Origin of the sequence: Achromobacter animicus, from assembly GCF_902859585.1 — a bacterium.
Lineage (GTDB): Bacteria > Pseudomonadota > Gammaproteobacteria > Burkholderiales > Burkholderiaceae_B > Achromobacter > Achromobacter animicus.
On record NZ_CADIJM010000015.1, the window covers coordinates 18,465 to 38,476 of the forward strand.

Annotated in this window: 21 protein-coding genes; 12 read left to right on the forward strand and 9 right to left on the reverse strand. The window is 65.6% G+C overall.

What is annotated here, in order from left to right:
* Window positions 1–77 precede the first annotated feature (77 nt).
* Genes HV681_RS23690 through HV681_RS23700 form a run of 3 tightly spaced genes read right to left on the reverse strand, consistent with a single transcriptional unit; the run spans window position 78 to window position 2,850 of the window.
* On the reverse strand, window positions 78–1,610 hold the full coding sequence (locus HV681_RS23690) for a sensor histidine kinase (protein ID WP_175125350.1): 1,533 nt from the start codon (window positions 1,608–1,610) through the stop codon (window positions 78–80).
* Window positions 1,611–2,297 carry a response regulator gene (locus HV681_RS23695; protein ID WP_056327910.1) on the reverse strand — a complete coding sequence of 229 codons (687 nt, stop codon included), beginning with the start codon at window positions 2,295–2,297 and terminating at the stop codon, window positions 1,611–1,613.
* Complete coding sequence (locus HV681_RS23700; protein ID WP_056327909.1) at window positions 2,278–2,850, reverse strand: RNA pyrophosphohydrolase; 573 nt, start codon at window positions 2,848–2,850, stop codon at window positions 2,278–2,280. Before HV681_RS23700 ends, HV681_RS23695 begins: the two co-directional genes overlap by 20 nt.
* Before the next feature lie 65 nt (window positions 2,851–2,915).
* On the opposite strand from HV681_RS23700, the gene HV681_RS23705 reads away from it, so the two are divergent.
* The 10 genes from HV681_RS23705 to HV681_RS23750 all read left to right on the forward strand — a co-directional run bounded on the left by HV681_RS23705 (window position 2,916) and on the right by HV681_RS23750 (window position 11,974).
* Window positions 2,916–4,646 carry a proline--tRNA ligase gene (locus HV681_RS23705; protein ID WP_175125352.1) on the forward strand — a complete coding sequence of 577 codons (1,731 nt, stop codon included), beginning with the start codon at window positions 2,916–2,918 and terminating at the stop codon, window positions 4,644–4,646.
* Between the two features lie 57 nt (window positions 4,647–4,703).
* A complete protein-coding gene (gene ybgC / locus HV681_RS23710; protein ID WP_056564208.1) occupies window positions 4,704–5,126 on the forward strand; it encodes a tol-pal system-associated acyl-CoA thioesterase in 423 nt (140 codons plus the stop codon).
* A gap of 2 nt (window positions 5,127–5,128) precedes the next feature.
* Window positions 5,129–5,809 (forward strand): protein TolQ, encoded by a 681-nt coding sequence (tolQ, locus tag HV681_RS23715; RefSeq protein WP_056564211.1) that lies wholly within the window; start codon window positions 5,129–5,131, stop codon window positions 5,807–5,809.
* Window positions 5,809–6,267, forward strand: a complete 459-nt coding sequence (gene tolR / locus HV681_RS23720; protein WP_105237338.1) for a protein TolR — start codon at window positions 5,809–5,811, stop codon at window positions 6,265–6,267. The genes tolQ and tolR overlap by 1 nt, the downstream gene beginning before the upstream one ends.
* Before the next feature lie 39 nt (window positions 6,268–6,306).
* Window positions 6,307–7,473, forward strand: coding sequence for a cell envelope integrity protein TolA (gene tolA, locus HV681_RS23725; protein ID WP_105237337.1), 1,167 nt, complete (start codon window positions 6,307–6,309; stop codon window positions 7,471–7,473).
* Between the two features lie 16 nt (window positions 7,474–7,489).
* A complete protein-coding gene (gene tolB / locus HV681_RS23730; protein ID WP_175125355.1) occupies window positions 7,490–8,815 on the forward strand; it encodes a Tol-Pal system beta propeller repeat protein TolB in 1,326 nt (441 codons plus the stop codon).
* Between the two features lie 31 nt (window positions 8,816–8,846).
* Entirely contained in the window at window positions 8,847–9,347 is a 501-nt protein-coding gene (gene pal, locus HV681_RS23735; RefSeq protein ID WP_056564223.1) for a peptidoglycan-associated lipoprotein Pal, read from the forward strand.
* A gap of 85 nt (window positions 9,348–9,432) precedes the next feature.
* On the forward strand, window positions 9,433–10,122 hold the full coding sequence (gene ybgF, locus HV681_RS23740; protein WP_056564227.1) for a tol-pal system protein YbgF: 690 nt from the start codon (window positions 9,433–9,435) through the stop codon (window positions 10,120–10,122).
* The gene (locus HV681_RS23745) at window positions 10,122–11,165 is read left to right on the forward strand and encodes a FecCD family ABC transporter permease (RefSeq protein WP_175125357.1); all 1,044 of its coding nucleotides are present in this window, start codon (window positions 10,122–10,124) and stop codon (window positions 11,163–11,165) included. Before ybgF ends, HV681_RS23745 begins: the two co-directional genes overlap by 1 nt.
* Window positions 11,162–11,974: an ABC transporter ATP-binding protein gene (locus HV681_RS23750; RefSeq protein WP_175125359.1), complete on the forward strand. Its 813-nt coding sequence runs from the start codon at window positions 11,162–11,164 to the stop codon at window positions 11,972–11,974. The genes HV681_RS23745 and HV681_RS23750 overlap by 4 nt, the downstream gene beginning before the upstream one ends.
* Window positions 11,975–12,057: 83 nt before the next feature.
* On the opposite strand, the gene HV681_RS23755 is transcribed toward HV681_RS23750, so the two are convergent.
* Complete coding sequence (locus HV681_RS23755; RefSeq protein WP_175125361.1) at window positions 12,058–12,555, reverse strand: YbaK/EbsC family protein; 498 nt, start codon at window positions 12,553–12,555, stop codon at window positions 12,058–12,060.
* A 141-nt stretch (window positions 12,556–12,696) separates the two neighbouring features.
* On the opposite strand from HV681_RS23755, the gene HV681_RS23760 reads away from it, so the two are divergent.
* Window positions 12,697–13,506: an alpha/beta fold hydrolase gene (locus tag HV681_RS23760; RefSeq protein ID WP_175125363.1), complete on the forward strand. Its 810-nt coding sequence runs from the start codon at window positions 12,697–12,699 to the stop codon at window positions 13,504–13,506.
* A gap of 12 nt (window positions 13,507–13,518) precedes the next feature.
* On the opposite strand, the gene HV681_RS23765 is transcribed toward HV681_RS23760, so the two are convergent.
* The gene (locus tag HV681_RS23765) at window positions 13,519–13,989 is read right to left on the reverse strand and encodes an Lrp/AsnC family transcriptional regulator (RefSeq protein ID WP_175125365.1); all 471 of its coding nucleotides are present in this window, start codon (window positions 13,987–13,989) and stop codon (window positions 13,519–13,521) included.
* Window positions 13,990–14,289: 300 nt separating this feature from the next.
* Between HV681_RS23765 and HV681_RS23770 the strand changes: the two genes are divergently transcribed.
* Complete coding sequence (locus tag HV681_RS23770) at window positions 14,290–15,183, forward strand: DMT family transporter (protein ID WP_175125502.1); 894 nt, start codon at window positions 14,290–14,292, stop codon at window positions 15,181–15,183.
* Between the two features lie 78 nt (window positions 15,184–15,261).
* On the opposite strand, the gene fusA is transcribed toward HV681_RS23770, so the two are convergent.
* The 4 genes from fusA to HV681_RS23790 all read right to left on the reverse strand — a co-directional run bounded on the left by fusA (window position 15,262) and on the right by HV681_RS23790 (window position 19,995).
* Window positions 15,262–17,373 carry an elongation factor G gene (fusA, locus tag HV681_RS23775; RefSeq protein WP_175125367.1) on the reverse strand — a complete coding sequence of 704 codons (2,112 nt, stop codon included), beginning with the start codon at window positions 17,371–17,373 and terminating at the stop codon, window positions 15,262–15,264.
* Window positions 17,374–17,590: 217 nt separating this feature from the next.
* Complete coding sequence (locus tag HV681_RS23780) at window positions 17,591–18,055, reverse strand: universal stress protein (protein WP_175125369.1); 465 nt, start codon at window positions 18,053–18,055, stop codon at window positions 17,591–17,593.
* A gap of 98 nt (window positions 18,056–18,153) precedes the next feature.
* Window positions 18,154–18,498, reverse strand: coding sequence for a protein tyrosine phosphatase family protein (locus tag HV681_RS23785; RefSeq protein WP_062838528.1), 345 nt, complete (start codon window positions 18,496–18,498; stop codon window positions 18,154–18,156).
* Window positions 18,499–18,534: 36 nt separating this feature from the next.
* The gene (locus HV681_RS23790) at window positions 18,535–19,995 is read right to left on the reverse strand and encodes an aminotransferase-like domain-containing protein (RefSeq protein ID WP_437340400.1); all 1,461 of its coding nucleotides are present in this window, start codon (window positions 19,993–19,995) and stop codon (window positions 18,535–18,537) included.
* Between the last annotated feature and the right edge of the window lie 17 nt (window positions 19,996–20,012).

Sequence of the window (20,012 nt, forward strand, 5' to 3'; positions counted from 1 at the left end):
GAGCGTCGAGGAAGGCGCTGGTGAGCGCCGCCTTATTGATCGCCCGGTTATTGATCGCCCGGTTATTGATCGCCCGGTTATTGATCGCCCTTGAGCTGGACCTCGGCGGGCCGCGGATACTGCGACACGGTGGGCGCCAGCGGCAGCCACAGCACCGACGCGAGGCCGACGCCGCCCTGGTCGTTGGGCTCGCCATCGCGCAGTTCGATGTCACCCTCGTTGCGCCGGGCGTAGGCGCGCGCGATGCCCAGGCCCAGGCCAGAACCGGAGGAGGTCACCGGCTTGTCCGTACCCACGCGCTCGAACCGTGTGAAGGCGCGCGTGCGCATGACGGGATCCAGGCCCGGCCCATTATCGGAGACGGCGACCTCGACCCTGTTGTCGGCACGGCAGACGGAGACCGTGATTTGCGCGCCGACCGGCGCGTAATGGATCGCGTTGTGCACGAGATTGGACAAGGCCTCGTGCAGCTCGGCCTCGTTGCCGGACACCGGCACCGGCGTGTCCTGGCCGTCTTCGGCATCGGCCTGCACCCAGCCCAGATCCTGCTGTTTTTCGTGCGCGAGCGGCAGGTACTGCAAGACGACCTCGCGCGAGACCGCGTTCATGTCGAGCAACTGCCGCGGGGTCTGGCCGGCCTGGTTTGCGTGCGCCAGCGACAAAAGCTGTTCGGTCAGCCGGCGCGTGCGCCCGAGCTGGTCGACGATGGCGCGAAGTCCCTCGCGCACGCGCGCTGGATCGCGTTCGCGCAGCGTGTATTGCGCCTGCGTCAGCATGATGGCGAGCGGCGTGCGCAATTGATGCGAGGCGTCGGCAAGAAAGTTCGATTGCTCGTCCAGCACCCGCCGGTAGCGGGCGATGTGGTGATTGACGGCTTCGACGAGCGGAGCGACTTCGCTGGGCACGCGCGAGGCGTCCAGCGGCGTCAGGTCGTCCGGCCGGCGTCCGCGGATGTCGGCCTGCAGCCGGCGCAGCGGCTTCAAGGCCCACGACACGCCCCACCAGACCAGCAGCACGACCAGCGCCAGCATGCGTGAATCGCGCAGGATCTCCTGGCGCCGCGCATTGTTCTCGGCCTCGATGCGCTTGCCGGTGCTTTCGGCCACGACCACCAGCACCTGGCGATGCTGGCCCTGGTAATAGAGATCGCGCACCACGGAAACGACCCGCACGGGATCGTTGCGGTACACGCTGTCGTAGAAGATGGGTTGGCCGTTGGACCGGGGCCAGGACGGCGGGCGCGGCATTTCCGGCATGCCCAGCAGCGTCTTGCCCTGCGTCTGGGGCACGGGCGCCCCGTCGGGCAAGGGCGGATCGATTTCCTCGATGCGGAAATACTTGCGCAGGCCCGCCCGCGATTCGAGCATGACCTGCGCGTAGAGCGGCGTGGCAACCTGCAGGTTGCCGTCCGGGGTGAATTCCAGGCTGCTTTCAAGCACCCGTGCAGGTTCAACCAGCGCGCTGTCGTAGGCTTCGTTGGTGATCTCGGCCAGGGTGCGGTAGTCGTTCAGGCTGTCGATGACCAGCAGCACCACCACGCCGGGCAGCAGCAGGATGATGAGAAGCGCGCGGATGCCGACGCGCGGCAGTCCGGGAATCCGCAGGCTCACTTAGGGTTCCGCGGACTCGCTGGCGACGCTTTCCAGCATGTAGCCCAGCCCGCGCACGGTCACGATGCGCACGTCGCTGCCGGCCAGCTTCTTGCGCAGGCGGTGCAGCACGACCTCGATGGCGTCCGGATTGGCTTCGCTGTCGTGCGTGAAGACCTTGCCGAACAATTGCGACTTGTCCACCGGGTAGCCGCTGCGCGTCAGCAGCGCCGCCAGGGCGGCGTGTTCGCGCGGCGTCAGGAACAGCAGCGATCCGTCCAGCGTGAACGCACGGCTTTCGCTGTCGTAGGACAGCGAGCCGCACTGCAGGCGCGGATGCTGGCGGCCGCGGCTGCGGCGCACGAGCGCGGTCAAGCGCGCTTCGAGTTCTTCGAGAGCAAAGGGCTTGGTCAGGAAGTCGTCGGCGCCGAGATTCAGGCCGCGCACACGGTCCTGCAGCGCACCTTGCGCGGTCAGGAGCAGGACGGGCGTGCGGTCGTCACGGTTGCGCATTTCCCGGAGGACGACCAGACCATGCTTGTCGGGCAGGCGCAAGTCCATGACGATGGCATCGTATTCGGTGCCCGCCATGAAGGCTTCAGCCGTGCGCGCGTCCGCCGCGTGATCGGGCACAAACCCGCTCTGGGCGAGCGCGCGCATCAGCCAGGACGCCATGTCCCGTTCGTCTTCAACCAACAATATGCGCATGACCGTCCGTTCCTTCGGGCAAATTCTCTGCAGCCCGCTGACCATGCACTCGTTGGCGCAGGTAGCGGGTTTCGTGATGGCGCCGAAAGAGGATAGCCGACAACTCGTTCAACGCCTGGGTATAGACGTCTCGCTTGAACTCGATGACGGCATCCAGCGGAACCCAGTACTGGCTCCAGCGCCAGGCGTCGAATTCCGGATGCTGCGTCGCGCGCAAGCAAACATCACTGTCACGTCCCACCAGGCGCAACAAGAACCAAATCTGTTTTTGTCCTTTATAGTGGCCACGCCACTCACGCCGGACAAAGTGATCGGGCACGTTATAACGTAACCAATCGCGTGTACGCCCCAAAATACGGACATGCTCGGGCTTCAGGCCCACCTCTTCATGGAGTTCGCGATACATGGCCTGCACCGGGCTTTCGCCATACTTGATGCCGCCCTGGGGGAACTGCCATGCATGTTCCCTGATACGCTTGCCCCAAAAGACCTCGTTTCTAGTGTTGACGAGAATGATGCCGACATTGGGGCGGTAGCCTTCGCGGTCAAGCATGGGCCACCCCCACCGAATTCAATACAATTACGGTCGATTATACGTATCTGCTGCCACCTTTAAACATGCGCGCATCCAACTACCACATCAACACCCTCAAAGAAGCCCCGTCCGAAGCGGAAGTCGCCAGCCACCAGCTGATGACCCGCGCCGGCATGATCCGCAAGCTCGCGGGCGGCATCTACACCTACATGCCGCTGGGCCTGAAGGTCATCCGCAAGGTCGAGGCGATCATCCGCGAAGAAATGAACGCGGCGGGCGCCATCGAGCTGCTGATGCCCGTGGTGCAGCCGGCCGAACTCTGGCAGGAATCCGGCCGCTGGGAGCAGTACGGCGCCGAACTGCTGCGCATCAAGGATCGGCACCAGCGCGATTTCGTGCTGCAGCCGACGTCCGAGGAAGTCATCACGGACATCGCGCGCAATGAAATCCACAGCTACCGCCAGTTGCCGCTGAACTTCTATCACATTCAGACCAAGTTCCGTGACGAGCGCCGTCCGCGCTTCGGCCTGATGCGCGGCCGCGAGTTCACGATGAAGGACGCGTATTCCTTCGACCGCGACGAAGCCGGCGCCCAGAAGAGCTACGACACCATGTTCGCCGCCTACATGCGCATCTTCGGCCGTCTGGGCCTGGAGTTCCGCGCGGTGGCGGCCGATACGGGTTCCATCGGCGGCACGCGCAGCCATGAGTTCCAGGTGATCGCCGACACGGGCGAAGACCTGCTGGTCTACAACGCGGACTCGGACTACGCCGCCAACATCGAGCTGGCCGAGGCGCCCAGCCTGTACGCCACCCGTGCCGCTGCCGCTCAGACGATGCAAGACGTCGCGACGCCGGGCGCCGCCAAGTGCGAGGACGTGGCCAAGCTGCTGGACATTCCGCTGGAACGCACGATCAAGTCCATCGTCCTGGCCACCGACGGCGAAAAGGGCAAGGTCGACATCTGGCTTCTGCTGCTGCGCGGCGACCACGAACTGAATGAAATCAAGGCGGGCAAGCTGCCGGGCCTGTCGGGCTTCCGCTTTGCCACCGAAACCGAGATCGTCGAATACTTTGGCTGCAAGCCCGGCTACCTGGGCCCGGTCAAGACGGTCAAGCCGGTCCACGTCATCGCCGACCGCACCGTGGCCAACATGGCCGATTTCGTGTGCGGCGCCAACCGCGAAGATTTCCACACCCAGGGCGTGAACTGGGGCCGCGACCTGCCCGAGCCCGAACTCGTGGCCGACCTGCGCAACGTGGTCGCCGGCGACCCCTCGCCCGACGGCAAGGGCACGCTGTCGATCCAGCGCGGCATCGAAGTGGGCCACGTCTTCTACCTGGGCAAGAAGTACTCCGAAGCCCTGAAGGCCACCTTCCTGGACGAAACCGGCAAGCCCGCCGTCCTGGAAATGGGTTGCTACGGGATCGGCGTGACCCGCATCGTGGGCGCCGCCATCGAGCAGAACCACGACGCGCGCGGCATCATCTGGCCCCGAGCGCTCGCGCCTTTCGAGGTCGTCATCTGCCCGGTGGGCTGGGGCAAAAGTGAAACGGTGCGTGACACCGCGCAAAAGCTCTATGAATCCCTGCTGGCGCGCGGCGTTGATGTCGTGCTGGACGACCGCGATGCCCGCCCCGGCGTCATGTTTGCCGAGTGGGAACTGATCGGTGCGCCGCTGCGTGTAACAGTTGGAGAACGCGGCCTGAACGATGGTGTGGTGGAATTGCAGGCCCGCCGGGAAACCGAAGCGGCCAAGATTCCGGTAGAGTCCGCGCTTGAAGCCGTGCTGACCAAGCTCGACACGCTCTAACCTTGTAGCCACTACGGACTTTCCGCGTCCCGACCCGCATATCATCTGTTGAGTACCGTGACCGACCCGAAGTCCGCCGAATCCACCCTGCAAGTCCGCGTCTACTACGAAGACACGGATGCCGGCGGGGTGGTTTTCTACGCCAACTACTTGAAATTCCTGGAGCGGGCCCGCACCGAATGGCTGCGGGACCTTGGCGTCAACCAGTCCGGACTGGCCGCCAGCGAGCAACGGCTGTTCGTTGTCCGCGCCCTGGACATGTCCTACCGCAAACCGGCCAGACTGGACGATTTGCTTACCATACGCAGCCGAGTCACCAAACTGGGCCGCGCTTCGATACACTTCGCGCAGCGCGCGGAGCGCAACGGGGAACTGCTTGCCGAAGGCAACATCCAAGTCTGTTGCGTCGATGCCGTTCACATGCGGCCGGCGGAGTTGCCGGCTGACATTCGCGCAAAACTGGAATTCATTCAGGAATAACCATGCAAGTCACCAACGACATGTCGTTGCTTTCGCTGATTTCGCACGCCAGCGTGCCGGTCCAGCTCATCATGCTGATGCTGTTGGGCATCTCGATCATGTCCTGGACCTACATCTTCGCCAAGCGCATGGCCATCAAGCGGGCCCATGACCAGACGCGCCGCTTTGAAGACGACTTCTGGTCGGGCGGCGACCTGTCGATGCTGCAGCAGGCCGTGGCCTCGCGCCGCGACGAGCAAGGCGCCCTCGCCCGCATCTTCGATGCCGGCATGACCGAATTCCTGAAGGCCCGCCGCGGCAACGCCAGCGGCGACGCCACGGCCGTGCTGGACGGCCCGCGCCGCGCCATGCGCGCCGCCTACCAGCGTGAAATGGACTCGCTGGAATCCCACCTCAACTTCCTGGCGTCCGCCGGTTCGGTGTCCCCGTACATCGGCCTGCTGGGCACGGTCTGGGGCATCATGCACGCCTTCATCGGCCTGTCGAACATGCAGCAGGCCACGCTGGCCTCGGTGGCCCCCGGCATTGCCGAGGCGCTGATCGCCACCGCGATCGGCCTGTTCGCCGCCATCCCGGCCGTGGTTGCCTACAACCGCTTCACGAATGACATCGACCGCATCTCGATCCGCTTCGACAGCTTCGTCGATGAATTCCTGAACATTCTGCAACGGCAGGTGCGCTAATGCCCTCGGTAAGCTCGCGCGGCAGGTCCGGCCGCCGCATGAAGGCCGACATCAACGTGGTGCCGTACATCGACGTGATGCTGGTGCTGCTGGTCATCTTCATGGTGACCGCGCCCCTGATCACGCCCGGACTGATCCAGCTGCCGTCGGTGGGCGCCGCCTCCGACGTGCCGGTCAAGCCCCTGGAAGTCCAGATTTCGGAAGACGGCAAGATCGCGCTGCGCATGCGTGAAGCCGGCGCCACCATGCAGGACATCGCGCGCCCCGAACTGGTCGCGCAAGTGCGTTCGCGCATCACCGCGGAAACGCCGGTGGTGATCGCCGCCGACGGCAAGGTGCCCTACGAGACGGTCGTGAAGGTCATGGACGAGCTGCGCACCAACGGCATCACCCGCCTGGGCCTGCTGGTGGACCAGTCCGGCGCCGCCTCCCAGCCCGTCCCCGCCAAGAAACGCTAACGCGCCGCCCTCCGCCGGCCTGGCCGGCATGCACCGCACATGACGCCACCCATAATTCGACACCGCAGCGGCCCGCCGGCCACCCCGCCCAACAACGACAACCGGAATTCGCTGATTCTGGCTGTGGCGGTGCACCTGCTGCTGCTGGTTGCCCTGATCTTTGGCGTGAACTGGCATACCGAGAACCCTGGCCCCGTCCAGGTGCAACTCTGGGCAGACGGCAATTCGCCCGTCTCGCCCCCGCCCACGCCGCAACCCGAACCGCCCAAGCCGCAACCCAAGCCCCAGCCCGAGCCGGAGCCTGAAAAGACGCCCGAGCCGCCTCCTCCGCCGCCCCCGCCGCCGCCTCCCGAGCCCGAGCCGCAGGTTCAGGCCAAGACCGAGGAGGTCGATCCCGAGATCGCCATCCAGGAAGCCAAGAAGAAGCGCGAGCAGGAAGAGAAGGCACGCGAAGCCGCCGAGGCCGCCAAGGAAAAGGCGCGCCTCGAGGAAGAGCGCAAGCAGGCTGAACTGAAGGAAAAGAAGCGCCTCGAGCAAGAACGCCAGGCCGCCGAGAAGGCCGCGGCTGAAAAGGCTGCCGCCCAGAAGGCGGCCGCCGAGAAAGCTGCCGCCGAGAAGGCCGCTGAGAAAGCCGCCGCTGAAAAGGCCGCAGCCGAGAAGGCCGCAGCTGAAAAGGCGACTGCCGAGAAGAAGGCCAAGGAAGAAGCCGCCAAGAAGGCGGCTGCTGAGAAGGCCGCCGCTGAAAAGGCCGCTGCCGAGAAGGCCGCGGCTGAAAAGGCGGCTGCTGAAAAGGCCGCCGCCGAGAAGGCTGCGGCTGCCAAAAAGGCTGCCGCAGACAAGGCGCTGAAGGACGCGTTCCGCAACGACGCCCTGGGCGCAGCCGGCATTCCTGGCGGCACCGCCGACCGCAACCAGGCTGGCGGCGGACGCGACAGCGGCTATGGCGCCAAGGTCCGCGCCTGCGTGCAACCCGGGGTGGCGTATCCGCCCCCGCCCCGCAGCGGCTCGGGAAATCCGACCGCGCAATACCGGGTACAGTTAGGTTCTGACGGGAAGGTGAATGGCGTTACGTTGACCAGTTCTTCTGGCAACTCCGGCTTCGACCGCGCGGTCGAGACGGGCATCCGCCGTTGCAACCCGTTCCCGAAGCCCTCGACGGGCCGCTACGAACCCATTATTGACGTTGTCTACAGAATGTATGACTGACAGGAGATTGACGAACATGACTCCCGCTTATAGTCGACGAGTACCCACTCTCGCGCTCTGGAGAGCGTATGGAATCGGACTGCTGATGGTGGCGCTTGCCTGCCTGATGGCCATGAAGCCCGCCCACGCACAATTGCGTGTCGATATCTCCGGCACCGGCGCCACGCAATACCCCGTGGCTATCGCCGACTTCGCCGTTGACGATACCCACGGCCGCGCGCTGGCCGAAGTCATCCGCGCCGACCTTACCCGCACCGGCCAGTTCCGCCTGATCAACGCGGCCGGCTCCGGCCTGAACGTCGACTCCCCGATCGCCCACGACGACTGGCGCGGCAAGGGCGCCGACTTCATCGCCTACGGCAGCATTACCCGCGGCGCCGATGGCCGCTACGACGTGCGCTACCGCCTGGCCGATACGGTCAAGAAGTCGCAGCTGGACGGCGTGGCCTTCTCGGGCACCGAGCTGGAACTGCGCCGCGTGGCCCACCAGATCGCCGACCGTATCTACGAAAAGATCACCGGCGTTCGCGGCGTGTTCTCGACCCGTATCGCCTACGTGCTGAAGAAGGGTTCCACCTACGAACTGCAGGTGGCTGATGCCGACGGCCAGAATCCGCAGGTTGCCCTGCGCTCGCGCGAGCCGATCATTTCGCCGTCCTGGTCGCCCGATGGCGCCAAGCTCGCCTACGTGAGCTTCGAGTCCGGCAAACCCGTCGTCTACGTGCACACGCTGGCCACCAGCGCCCGCGCACCGGTCGCCAATTTCAAGGGCAACAACAGCGCCCCCGGTTGGTCGCCTGATGGCAGCAAGCTGGCTGTCGCCTTGACGCGTGACGGTTTGTCGCAAATTTACGTCGTTAATGCGGCCGATGGCTCGAATCCGAGCCGAGTTACGCGTTCTCCCGGGATTGACACCGAGCCGAGCTTTACGCCCGACGGCGCTTCCATTATCTTTACGAGTGACCGCAGCGGCGGGCCGCAAATCTATCAGACCGGCTCGACAGGCGGCGAAGCACGCCGTCTCACGTTTAATGGTGGTTACAACATCTCACCCCGAATTTCCCCCGATGGATCGACGCTGCTGTACGTTGCAAGACGAGACGGCGCGTTTCGAATCGCATCTCTGAACTTGTCCACTGGTGCCGAAGCCTTGCTGACTGATGGTCGTGACGATCAGTCGCCCAGCTTTGCGCCCAACGGAATGCAAGTGCTCTACGCCGCCATCCAGAATGGCCGTAGCGTGCTGGCAGGTGTGTCAAGCGATGGACGCGTGCGACAAACGCTTTCGGTACTGAACGGGGAAATACGTGAACCGACTTGGGGCCCATTCATTACCCGATAACACGTGTGACTCTCTTTGCAAAGGAACTATCATGAAGTCGCGCATTGCCAAAAGCCTAACCATCGCCGCTCTGGCTGCCGCCCTGGCAGCTTGCAGCTCCGTCCCTCTCGACGATAAAGCGGGTCAGGGTGGAGGCGCTGGCCAAGGATCTTCGGCCTCTGGCCAAATCCTTGATCCTTTCAACCCCCAAAGCATCCTGGCGCAACAGCGCTCGGTGTACTTTGATTTCGACAGCTACACCGTGTCGGACCAATACCGTGGCCTGGTCGAAACCCATGCCAAGTACCTGGCTTCGCACCAACAGCAAAAGATCAAGATCGAAGGCAACACCGACGAACGCGGCGGTGCTGAGTACAACCTGGCCCTCGGCCAGCGTCGTGCCGACGCCGTGCGTCGCATGATGACCCTGCTGGGCGTCAGCGACAACCAGATCGAAACCATCAGCTTCGGCAAAGAAAAGCCGCGCTCGACGGGTACGACTGAAGCCGACTTTGCTGAAAACCGCCGCGCCGATATCAACTATCTGCGCTAAGATTTTCGCTTAGTCTGGAGCCCTACCTCGCGTCGGGACGGCCAGCCGGCCGTCCCGACGTTTGTTTTTATACCCGGGAATATTCATGCGCGATTACGTTCTGTCCCTGCGTCCCCTGATTGTGGCCACTGGCCTGGCGCTTGCCGCCCTCACGGCCCCCGCTCACGCTTTTTCCGACGATGAAGCCCGCAAGGCCATCCTGGATTTGCGCCAGCAGGTGCAGCAGCAGAACGAGCAAAGCCAACGCGCCAAGCTGCAACTGGCCGACCAGATCCAGTCGTTGCAGCAGGAAATCGCCCAACTGCGCGACCAGCTTGAACTGGTGTCGCGCCAGCAACCCAGCGCCAAGCCGGGCACCGCGCCGGGCAGCGCCAATCCCCCGGGCGCCTCCGCCGGCGATCCCCAGGAACAGACCGCCTATGACGGCGCGATGGACCTGTTCCGAAAGGGCCAATACAAGGAAGCGGCCGAATCGCTGGCCGCCTTCACCGCGCTTTATCCCAACAGCCAGCTCGCACCCAGCGCCCAGTTCTACCAGGGCAGCAGCCGCTATGCGCTGAAGGACTTCAAGGGCACCATCGAGCAATTGAACGCCATGGTCCAGAAGTCGCCGGATAACGCTCGCGCGCCCGACGCGCTGTTGATCATCGCCGGCAGCCAGATCGAACTGAACAACCGCGCCGGCGCCAAGACCACCTTGCAGCGCATTGTTCGCGACTACCCGACCACGCCGGCCGCCACCACGGCCAAGAGCCGGCTGCAACTGCTGCAGTAATGCGGCACGCCGCAAGCGCGGCAGGCGCTTACCGCCACATTCTTCGCCGCCGGGCGGGGCTCATTGCCCTGCTGCTGGCGGCGATTCTGTTTGCGCTGCTGATCGACTTCACCGTGGGCCCGTCCGGCCTGCCCTGGCGCGCGCTCTGGCAGACGCTGGCCGCGCCCGGCGACGCCGACCCGACCTATCGCGTGATCGTCTGGGACATCCGCCTGCCGTCCGCGCTGATGGCCGCGCTGGTGGGCATGGCGCTCGGCTTGGCGGGCGCCGAGATGCAGACCATTCTGAACAACCCGCTCGCCAGCCCGTTCACCCTGGGCGTGTCGTCGGCGGCCGCGTTTGGGGCGTCGCTGGCGATCGTGCTTCAGTTCGGATTGCCCGGCATTCCGGCCGGCTGGCTGATTGCCGCCAACGCTTTCCTGTTTGCCCTGCTGGCGGCGCTGCTGCTGGACGCCGTGGCCCGCTGGGGCGGCATGAATACGTCTGGCGTCGTGCTGTTCGGCATCGCCATGGTGTTTACCTTTAATGCGCTGGTGTCGCTGGTGCAGTTCACGGCCAGCGCCGAGGCCTTGCAGAACCTGGTGTTCTGGACAATGGGCAGCCTCACGCGTTCAAGCTGGACGACCGTGGGCGTGCTGGCGCTGGCGTTCGCGGTGGCACTGCCGCTGGCCATGCGGCAATCCTGGAAGCTGACCGCCTTGCGGCTGGGCGAGGACCGCGCCGCGAGCTTCGGCGTGGACGTGCGCCGCGTGCGGGTGTCGGCGTTGGCGCGCGTGAGCCTGCTGTCCGCGCTGGCCGTGGCATTCGTGGGAACCATCGGTTTCATCGGGCTGGTCGCGCCGCACATTGCGCGGCGGCTGTTCGGCGAAGACCACCGCTTTTATCTGCCAGGCAGCGCGCTGGTGGGCGCGGTGATCCTGTCGCTGGCGTCCATTGCGTCCAAGAATCTGATGCCCGGCGTGGTGGTGCCCGTGGGGATCGTGACCGCGTTGGTCGGCATCCCCTTCTTCGTGTCCGTCGTGCTGCGCCGCCAATTGCCATGACAACGCCGGCACACACGACCCAATCTTCCGGACTGACGGTGCAGGCGCTGACGGTGGGCTACGGGCGCGAAGACGTCCTGCACGACCTGTCGATCCCCCCGCTGGCGCCGGGCAAGGTGACGGCGCTGCTGGGACCCAACGGCAGCGGCAAGTCGACGTTGCTCAAGGCTCTGGCGGGTCTGGTGCGGCCCCGGGCGGGCAACGCGGCGCTGGATGGGCTGGACCTGACCCGGCTGGACCACGGCGAGCGCGCGCGCCACGTGGTGTATCTGCCGCAGAGCCTGCCCGCGGCGGTTCACCTGCGCGTGTTCGAATCGGTCCTGGTCGCGGCGCGCGCCAGCGACGCCGCGGCGGGGCCCGTGGATCTGCAGGCCATCGACCAACTGCTGGTACGGCTGGGCATTGCGCATCTGGCGCTGCACTATCTGGACGCCCTTTCCGGCGGACAAAAGCAACTGGTGGGCCTGGCGCAAGCGTTGATCCGCCATCCGCGCGTGCTGCTGCTGGACGAGCCGCTATCGGCCCTCGATTTGAACTATCAGTTCCACGTCATGCGGCTACTGCGGCAAGAGACGCGAGAGCATGGCCTGATCAGCCTGATTGTCTTGCACGACTTGAACGTGGCCCTGCAGCACGCGGATCAGGCAGTGATGATTCACGAGGGGCGTCTGCACGCCGCGGGAGCGCCGGCGGACGTCATCACGCCGGATTCGCTGGCCGCCGTTTATGGCGTGGAGGCGCGGGTGGAATCGTGCTCGCAGGGGCGGCGGCAGGTGCTGATCGACGGGCTTCAGGCGCACCCCGGCTGACCGGGCCGGGCCGCAGCGCAGGCCGGGGTCTCCGGCCGCATGCTCGAATCCGAATCCCAGACCCAAAGATCAAACCGGGGCCTTCAGGCTCGCAGCGCCACGTCCGCAACCGGCGCGCCGGTCATGTCCGCCAGCTGGGCCGGCGTCAGGTTGAACACGGTGTGCGGGTGGCCGGCGGCGGCCCACAGGCTTTCGTAATTGAAGAGATCCGCATCCAGCAGCATTACCGGTTTGACCGCGTGGCCGATCGGGCAGACGCCGCCGATGGCGTAGCCGGTCATGTCGCGCACGAAACGCGCATCGGCCTTGGCCAGCGGGCCGACCTGCGCCGCGACCTTGGCTTCGTCCACGCGATTGGCGCCGCTGGCGATGACGAGCACCGGTGCGTCGTCGGTGGCGCGGCGAAAGATGATGGACTTGGCGATCTGGGCGACTTCGCAGCCCAGGCCCGCAGCCGCTTCCGCCGAGGTCTTGCCCGACTGGGGCAGCACCACCACGGGTTTGTCGTGCCCCATGTCCACCAGCAGGCGCGCAACGCGCTGGGCGGATTCCGGCAAGGCGGCGATGGATTCTGGCGACATCGTTGAAAACTCCGTTCAAGAAATCAGGCGCGCGGGCTGACTCCCGCCGGCGCGCCGCAGACGAGTGTATCAGCGTCCGGCACGCCCGCTGCAACGCGATGCCGGGCTAGAATGCGTGCCTGGCTTCACCTCCCGATCCACATGCGTTCCGAACCCGTTCTGCCCCTGCAAACCGCGTCCATCGGCGGTTACGCCATGTCCTACACCGAGTACGGCAGCGGCACGCCGCTGGTGCTGGTGCATGGCTCGCTGTCCGACGCCCGCTACTGGAAGTCGCAAATGGCGCCGCTGGGGCGTTCTTTCCGGGTGCTGGCCGTGTGCCTGCGCCGGTATTGGCCGGAGACCTGGGACGGCGAAGGCGGCGGCTTTTCGGTCGAGCAGCATGCCAGCGACGTGCTGGAATTCATCGACACGGTGGCCGGCGGCCCGGCCCATCTGGTAGGCCATTCGCGTGGCGGGCGCGTCGCGCTGGAAGCCGCCCTGCGCCAGCCCGACTCGCTGCGCAGTCTTACTCTTGCGGACCCCGGCCTGTCGCTGCCGGGCTGCAAGGATGAACGCGGCGGTTTCCGCCAGCGCGCCCTGACGCTCATCCGGCAAGGCGACGTCGAAGAAGGGCTGGCCCTGTTCGTGGACACAGTGACCGGACCCGACACGTGGCAGCGCATGGTGCCGTGGTTCAAGGAGATGGTGCGCGACAACGTGGGCACGCTTTTCGCGCAAGTGGACGAGCAGCCCGACGCCTTGACGCCCGCGCAGATCGGCAGCCTGACGATGCCGGTGCTGCTGATCGGCGGCGCGCTCAGTCCGGCGCCCTATCCGGCCGTGCTGGATGCGCTGGCGCAGTGGCTGCCGCAAGCCCAGCGCCTGGATATCGTGGGCTCATCGCACGGCATGAACCTGGGCAATCCGCGCGCCTTCAATGGCGCCATTCAGGAATTCCTCGGCGGATAACGGACGCACCCGTCAGGGTTCGACGGACGGCGTGTGCTTCAGGCGGCGCAGCACAAAGGTGGAGCGGCTGTGCCGCACACCGCGCAGCTTGTACAGGCGCTTGCGCAGGAATTCCTCGTAGCCCTCCGTGCCCGCCACGGCGACCTTGATGAGGTAGTCGTATTCGCCCGTCACCAGGAACGCCTCGACCACTTCGGGCAGGCGGCTGATCTCTTCGCCAAAGCGCGCCAGCGTGTCGTCGTCGTGGTGCTCCAGCGTGACTTCGATCATTACCGTGTCCGGCAGCCCGAGCGCCTTCTGGTTCAGCAAGGCCGCATAGCCTTCGATCACGCCCGCCTCTTCCAAAGCCTTGACCCGGTTCCAGCACGGCGTCGGCGACAGGCCGACCATGTCGGCCAGCTTCAGATTGGTCAGCCGACCGTCCGCGCGCAGCGCGCGGAGGATCTTGCGGTCGGTTTCATCGAGTTTGGGCAATGTGGGCATCGTGGGCGATATGTGAAGACAGAATCCCTGCAAGAGCGGATTCTACAGAAAGAAGATTCTTCAGATTGCCGCAAACAGGCGGGGATCAGGAAACCTATTTTGCGCGTGGGCACGTAGACTTTCCCCAAAAGGCGCGCACCTATCCCGCACGCCCCGATTCGGCGCTTTCGCTGCGGCACAACCCGGCGGGTGCGCCGGCAGTTCCCACGCAGCAAGCCCGCGCGCCGATCCGCGCGGCCGGAAATCATGCCCAACACAGCAGCACCCGCAAAACCCGGTCTCGGCCTGTCCGGCGCCGTCATGCTCTTCAGCGCTCCGGCGCTATTCGCTTCAAACATGGTCGCAGCCCGCTGGGCCCACGACGCCAACCTTCCCCCCGTTTTCCTCGCGTTCGGCCGCTGGCTGATTGCCCTTCTGATCCTCTTGCCGTTCGCCCTCCCCGCGCTGCGCACGCATCGCCGGGCGCTGTGGCGCGGCTTGCCGGCGCTGTTGCCCTTGGCCGTGCTGGGCATGGGCGTGGCGGTGGCGCCGCAGTACATCGGCGCGCAGACCACCAGCGCCACCAATATCGCGCTGATCTTTTCGTGCAGCCCGCTGCTGGTGACGCTGCTGGAAGCCGTGATCTGGCGCAAGCCGCTGTACGCGCCGCGCGCGGCCGGCCTTGCGCTGGCGCTCGGCGGTGTGCTGGTGGTGCTGACACGCGGTGACGCCAATGTGCTGGCCCGGTTGGCGTTCGGACAAGGCGACTTGTGGGTGCTGCTGGCGGCCACCGGGTGGGCGTTCTACACGGTGCTGCAAAAGCGTCTGACCCTGCCGGCGGTGCCCGACAGCGCGCGGCTGGCGACCATGATGCTGGGTGGCGCGCTGGCGCTGGCGCCGTTCGCGGGCATTGAAGCGGCCGCCGGCATGGCGCCTGCCTGGACGGACCCGCGCCTGGCGGCGGTGCTGCTGTTTTTGGCAGTGGTGCCTAGCCTGGGCGCCTATTACGTGTACGGCCGGCTAATCAGCGTGGCCGGCCCCGCGACCGCGGGCCTGTCGATGTTTCTGGTGCCGGTCTACGCCGCGCTGCTGGCCTGGCCGCTGCTGGGCGAGGCGCCGCAGCTCTTTCATGCATACGGCTTTGCGATGATCCTGCTGGGCGTGAAGCTGGCCGCGTCGCGGCTGCGCCCGGCGGCAGCCGCGGCCGCCGCCTGACATACCGCGGCGACAAACGCTGCGGCCGGAAATTCGGCGGCCTGGAATCCAGCCGCTCGAATCTCAGTCACCGGACAATCAGCGGCCCGCGCCCTGGGCCGCCATGATTTCCTGCGCCACCTGACGCGGCGCTTCGGCGTAGTGCTTGAACTCCATCGTGTACGTCGCGCGGCCCTGCGTCAGTGACCGCAGCGACGTCGAATAGCCGAACATCTCGGCCAGCGGCACTTCGGCGCGCACGACCTTGCCGCCGCCGCCCGCGATGTCTTCCATGCCCTGCACCATGCCCCGGCGCGACGACAGGTCACCCATGACATTGCCGGTGAAGTCCTCGGGCGTCTCGACCTCGACCTGCATCATGGGTTCTAGCAGCACCGGATCAGCGCGCCGCATGCCTTCCTTGAATGCCATCGAACCGGCCATCTTGAACGCGTTTTCGTTCGAGTCGACGTCGTGGTACGAGCCGAAGAACAGCGTCGCCTTCACGTCCACAACCGGGTACCCCGCCAGCACGCCGGCGTTGAGCGCTTCGCGGATGCCCTTGTCCACTGCCGGAATGAACTCGCGCGGCACGACGCCGCCCTTGATGGCGTCGACGAACTCGTAGCCCTTGCCCGCTTCCTGCGGTTCAAGCTTGAGCACCACGTGGCCATACTGCCCGCGGCCGCCCGATTGCTTGACGAACTTGCCCTCGACCTCGTTGCAGGTCTTGCGGATGGTCTCGCGGTACGCCACCTGCGGCTTGCCCACCGTGGCTTCCACGTTGAATTCACGCTTCATGCGGTCGACCAGGATCTCCAGGTGCAGCTCGCCCATGCCGGAGATGATGGTCTGCCCGGACTCTTCGTCGGTGCGCACGCGGAACGACGGATCTTCCTGCGCCAGGCGGCCCAGCGCGATGCCCATCTTTTCCTGGTCGGCCTTGGTCTTGGGTTCCACGGCCTGCGAGATGACGGGCTCGGGAAAGACCATGCGTTCAAGGATGATGATGTGCGAGGGATCGGTCAGCGTGTCGCCGGTGGTGACGTCCTTGATGCCCACGGCCGCGGCGATGTCGCCCGCGTAGACTTCGGTGATTTCGCGGCGCTCGTTGGCATGCATCTGCAGGATGCGGCCCAGGCGTTCCTTCTTTTCCTTGATCGGGTTGTAAACCGAGTCGCCGGATTTCACCACGCCGGAATACACGCGGAAGAACACGAGCTGCCCCACGAACGGATCGGTCATGATCTTGAAGGCAAGCGCGGAGAACGGCTCGTTGTCGGTCGGGTGGCGCTCGATTTCGTTGTCGCGCTGGTCGTGGCCCTTGATGGCGGGCACGTCCACCGGCGACGGCATGTAGTCGATGACTGCATCGAGCATCGCCTGTACGCCCTTGTTCTTGAACGCGCTGCCGCACAGCATCGGCACGATCTCGTTGGCGATCGTGCGGGCGCGCAGGCCTTCCTTGATTTCCGCTTCGGTCAGGGCTTCGCCGGACAGGTATTTTTCAAGCAGGGTTTCATTGGCCTCGGCGGCCTTTTCCACCATCTTGTCGTGCCACTTCTGCGCCTCGTCCTGCATGGCTGCGGGGATATCCACGTACTGAAATTTCACGCCCTGGCTGGCGTCGTCCCAGATGATGCCTTTCATCTTGACGAGGTCGATCACGCCTTCGAAGTGGTCTTCGGCGCCGATCGGCAACTGGATGGGCACGGCGTCGCCCTTCAGGCGCTCGGCGATCTGGCGCTGCACGCGCAGGAAGTCCGCGCCCACGCGGTCCATCTTGTTGACGAAGGCCAGGCGCGGCACCCGGTACTTGTTGGCCTGGCGCCAGACGGTCTCGGACTGCGGCTGCACGCCGCCCACGGCGTCATAGACCATGACGGCGCCGTCGAGCACGCGCATGGAACGTTCGACTTCGATGGTGAAATCGACGTGGCCCGGCGTGTCGATGATGTTGATGCGGTGTTCGGGGTAGTTGCCCGCCATGCCTTTCCAGAAGGCGGTGGTGGCGGCCGACGTGATGGTGATGCCGCGTTCCTGCTCTTGTTCCATCCAGTCCATCACCGCGGCGCCGTCATGGACTTCGCCGATCTTGTGGGTGATGCCGGTGTAGAAGAGGATGCGCTCGGTGGTCGTCGTTTTGCCTGCATCAATATGGGCGCTGATGCCGATATTGCGATAAAGCTCGATGCGCGTCTTGCGGGTCATGGCCTCTTCCTACGGTTGGATGAAGATGCGTAAATATTACGCGCCGTGCGGCAAGATACAAGCCTGAATCGGCCTTGCGAAGGGTCTTTGCGAAGGCAATGAGTTTGGCCCCGCCATACCAACGTATAAGCGCATGCGCGGCGCATAAAAAAGCCCCTCCGACGGAGGGGCCGTGGCGCATGCGGCGGTGCGCGGTGCGCACCACTTTGGCGCGCAATTACTTCTTGTCTTCCTTGACGCGATACACCAGCACGGCGGTGGTGGCCAGCGACAGCACCTTGGCGGTGACGCTGCCCAGCAGCAGGCGCGACAGGCCGCTGCGGCCGTGGCTGCCGATGAAGATCAGGTCGCAGCCGGCGTCGGTGGCGGCCTGAACGATGCCGTCGGCGACGTTGAAGTTGGACACCGCGCGCGCATCGGCTTTGACGCCGGCAGTATCGGCGCGGTCGATGATCTGCTTGAGGTACTTGTCGGCTTGCTCGGCGGAGGCCTTTTCGTAGTCTTCGTCGGTGATGGCATAGGCCGCGGCCATGCCGTCAAATCCGATGGTGGCCGCGAACGGCTGCGTCACGTAGAGGGCGACGACTTCGGCGCCAACCGAGCGCGCGAAGCAGATACCTGCGTTGGCGGCTTGCGCCGAGAGCGGAGAACCGTCGGTGGGAATCAGGATCTTCTTGAACATCTTGCCTGCTCCTGTTTTAAAGGAATCTTTATGCTACCGGAAAGCCGCCGGGTCCACATCCGTCGAACCGGCGGCCTTGACGAGGGTCAAGGCCGGGTTTATCCCAACTGCTGGGCAGCCGCGAACAGGTTCGTGCAGCGGGTGCCGGTGCGGCAGTATGCCAGGACCGGGCCCGGCAGGGTGCGCAGCAGTTCCGCAAAGCGCGCGACGTCGGCGGCCGTCATGGCGCTGCCCACGACGGGCTGGTATTCGATCTGCAGACCGGCTTCCTGCGCGGCGCGCGACACGTCGGCGGCGGTGGGCTGGTCAGGACCGCCCTCGAAATCGGGGCGGTTGATGATGACGCTCTTGTAGCCGGCGGCGGCCACGTCGGCCATGTCGTCGGGACCCAGTTGCGGGGCGACGGCAAAGTTCTGGGTGAGAGGCTTGATGGGTGCGGACATGACGGTTCCTTCGGTGACTGGCGATGTGGCTCGGAATTATTGATTGTAGGACCCGTTCTGCGCGAAAAGTTTTTCCAGTTCGGCCCAGATTCCCCGGTGGTCGGCAACGGATACCGAAAAGCGCAGCATGGTGGACGGCGCCTGCGTCGGCGAAAACAACGTGCCGGGCGCCAGCAGCAGGCCGCGGTCAGCGGCTTCGCGCGCCAGCACCTCGGAATCGCGCCCGCAATCGGCCCAGACGAACATGCCCCCGTGCGGCTCGTGCGGGATGGTCAGGCCCAGTTTCAGCAGCCCTTTCATGCACCGCTGGCGCGCGTCATCGACCCGGTGCCGCACGCGCTCGATATGCCGCCGGTACTGCCCTTCCATGAGGACGCGGTGCACGACGCGCTCGCCGAGTTCGGGCGAGGTCAGACCCGCCAGCATTTTCAGGTCGGCCAGCTTCTGCAGCAGTTCGGAATTGGCGGCCAAATAGCCGACACGAAGACTGGCCGCCAGCATCTTGGAATAGCCGCCCACGTAGATGACGCGGTTAAGCCGGTCCAGCGCGGCGAGCTTGATGGCGCCCCCCGGATGCAGCTCGCCGTAGGTGTCGTCTTCGACCACCATGAAATCGAGGCGCTCGGCGATGCGCAGAATGCCGTAGGCCGCTCCCGCGGACAGGGTGTGGCCGGTGGGATTGTGGACCGAGCCATTGATGATGAAGAGCTTGGGCTTGTGCTGCGCGGCCAGTTGCTCGAGCAGGTCGAGATCGGGGCCGTCCGGGCCGCGCGGCACGCCGATCAGGCGGGCGCCAAAGGCCGCCAGCCGGCCGAAGATCACGAACCAGGCCGGGTCCTCGACCAGGACGGTATCGCCCGGCTTGACCAGATGGCGCGCGATGAGGTCCAGCCCGTGGGTGACGCCGTTGGTCGTGAGCAGGTTGAGCTCGGGATGGGCGGGCACGCCCTCGTTCTGCAGGACCGCGGCAATCTGCTGGCGCAGCGGCGCGAAGCCCTGGGGGCTGCCGTAGCTGACGAGGTTGGCGCGCACCGAGCGGCCCACGGCGCGCACGGCCCCCGCCACCATGTCGGGATCCAGCCAGTCCGCAGGCAGCAGGCCCGCGCCGCCCGGCATGCCCGGCGCGGTGGATTCTCGGAACATGCTGCGAAGCAGCCACGCGATGTCGACCCGTGCGGGCGGCGCGAGCGTGCTGGGCGCGGCCGCGGCCACCGCCGTCAGCGGGCCGCTGCGCGCCTTTACGAAAAACCCCGCGCCCCGGCGCGACTGCACCAGCCCGCGCGCCACGAGGCGGTCGTAGGCTTCGACCACGGTAAAACGGCTGACGCCCGACTGTTCGGCCATTTTGCGGATGGACGGCAGGCGCGTGCCGGGCCGCAGGCCTTGCTCGTCAATGCGGCGGGCCAGGCCGTCGGCCAGTTGCGCCACCAGCGTGGCATCGGCCTGGCGCACGGGCTGCCAAGGCAGGGAAGATGGGGGGGAGTGAGCAACTGTCATGGAGATTTGACCAGGCC

Bases quoted from the DNA above. Each gene is read 5' to 3' on its own strand.
- HV681_RS23695 (WP_056327910.1), bottom strand. From the start codon at position 2,297: ATGCGCATATTGTTGGTTGAAGACGAACGGGACATGGCGTCCTGGCTG.
- HV681_RS23770 (WP_175125502.1), top strand. From the start codon at position 14,290: ATGCTCTTCAGCGCTCCGGCGCTATTCGCTTCAAACATGGTCGCAGCC.
- HV681_RS23750 (WP_175125359.1), top strand. From the start codon at position 11,162: ATGACAACGCCGGCACACACGACCCAATCTTCCGGACTGACGGTGCAG.
- fusA (WP_175125367.1), bottom strand. From the start codon at position 17,373: ATGACCCGCAAGACGCGCATCGAGCTTTATCGCAATATCGGCATCAGC.
- HV681_RS23700 (WP_056327909.1), bottom strand. From the start codon at position 2,850: ATGCTTGACCGCGAAGGCTACCGCCCCAATGTCGGCATCATTCTCGTC.
- ybgF (WP_056564227.1), top strand. From the start codon at position 9,433: ATGCGCGATTACGTTCTGTCCCTGCGTCCCCTGATTGTGGCCACTGGC.
- tolR (WP_105237338.1), top strand. From the start codon at position 5,809: ATGCCCTCGGTAAGCTCGCGCGGCAGGTCCGGCCGCCGCATGAAGGCC.
- tolQ (WP_056564211.1), top strand. From the start codon at position 5,129: ATGCAAGTCACCAACGACATGTCGTTGCTTTCGCTGATTTCGCACGCC.
- HV681_RS23760 (WP_175125363.1), top strand. From the start codon at position 12,697: ATGCGTTCCGAACCCGTTCTGCCCCTGCAAACCGCGTCCATCGGCGGT.
- HV681_RS23705 (WP_175125352.1), top strand. From the start codon at position 2,916: ATGCGCGCATCCAACTACCACATCAACACCCTCAAAGAAGCCCCGTCC.
- HV681_RS23780 (WP_175125369.1), bottom strand. From the start codon at position 18,055: ATGTTCAAGAAGATCCTGATTCCCACCGACGGTTCTCCGCTCTCGGCG.
- HV681_RS23745 (WP_175125357.1), top strand. From the start codon at position 10,122: ATGCGGCACGCCGCAAGCGCGGCAGGCGCTTACCGCCACATTCTTCGC.
- tolB (WP_175125355.1), top strand. From the start codon at position 7,490: ATGACTCCCGCTTATAGTCGACGAGTACCCACTCTCGCGCTCTGGAGA.
- tolA (WP_105237337.1), top strand. From the start codon at position 6,307: ATGACGCCACCCATAATTCGACACCGCAGCGGCCCGCCGGCCACCCCG.
- pal (WP_056564223.1), top strand. From the start codon at position 8,847: ATGAAGTCGCGCATTGCCAAAAGCCTAACCATCGCCGCTCTGGCTGCC.
- HV681_RS23790 (WP_437340400.1), bottom strand. From the start codon at position 19,995: ATGACAGTTGCTCACTCCCCCCCATCTTCCCTGCCTTGGCAGCCCGTG.
- HV681_RS23785 (WP_062838528.1), bottom strand. From the start codon at position 18,498: ATGTCCGCACCCATCAAGCCTCTCACCCAGAACTTTGCCGTCGCCCCG.
- HV681_RS23765 (WP_175125365.1), bottom strand. From the start codon at position 13,989: ATGCCCACATTGCCCAAACTCGATGAAACCGACCGCAAGATCCTCCGC.
- HV681_RS23755 (WP_175125361.1), bottom strand. From the start codon at position 12,555: ATGTCGCCAGAATCCATCGCCGCCTTGCCGGAATCCGCCCAGCGCGTT.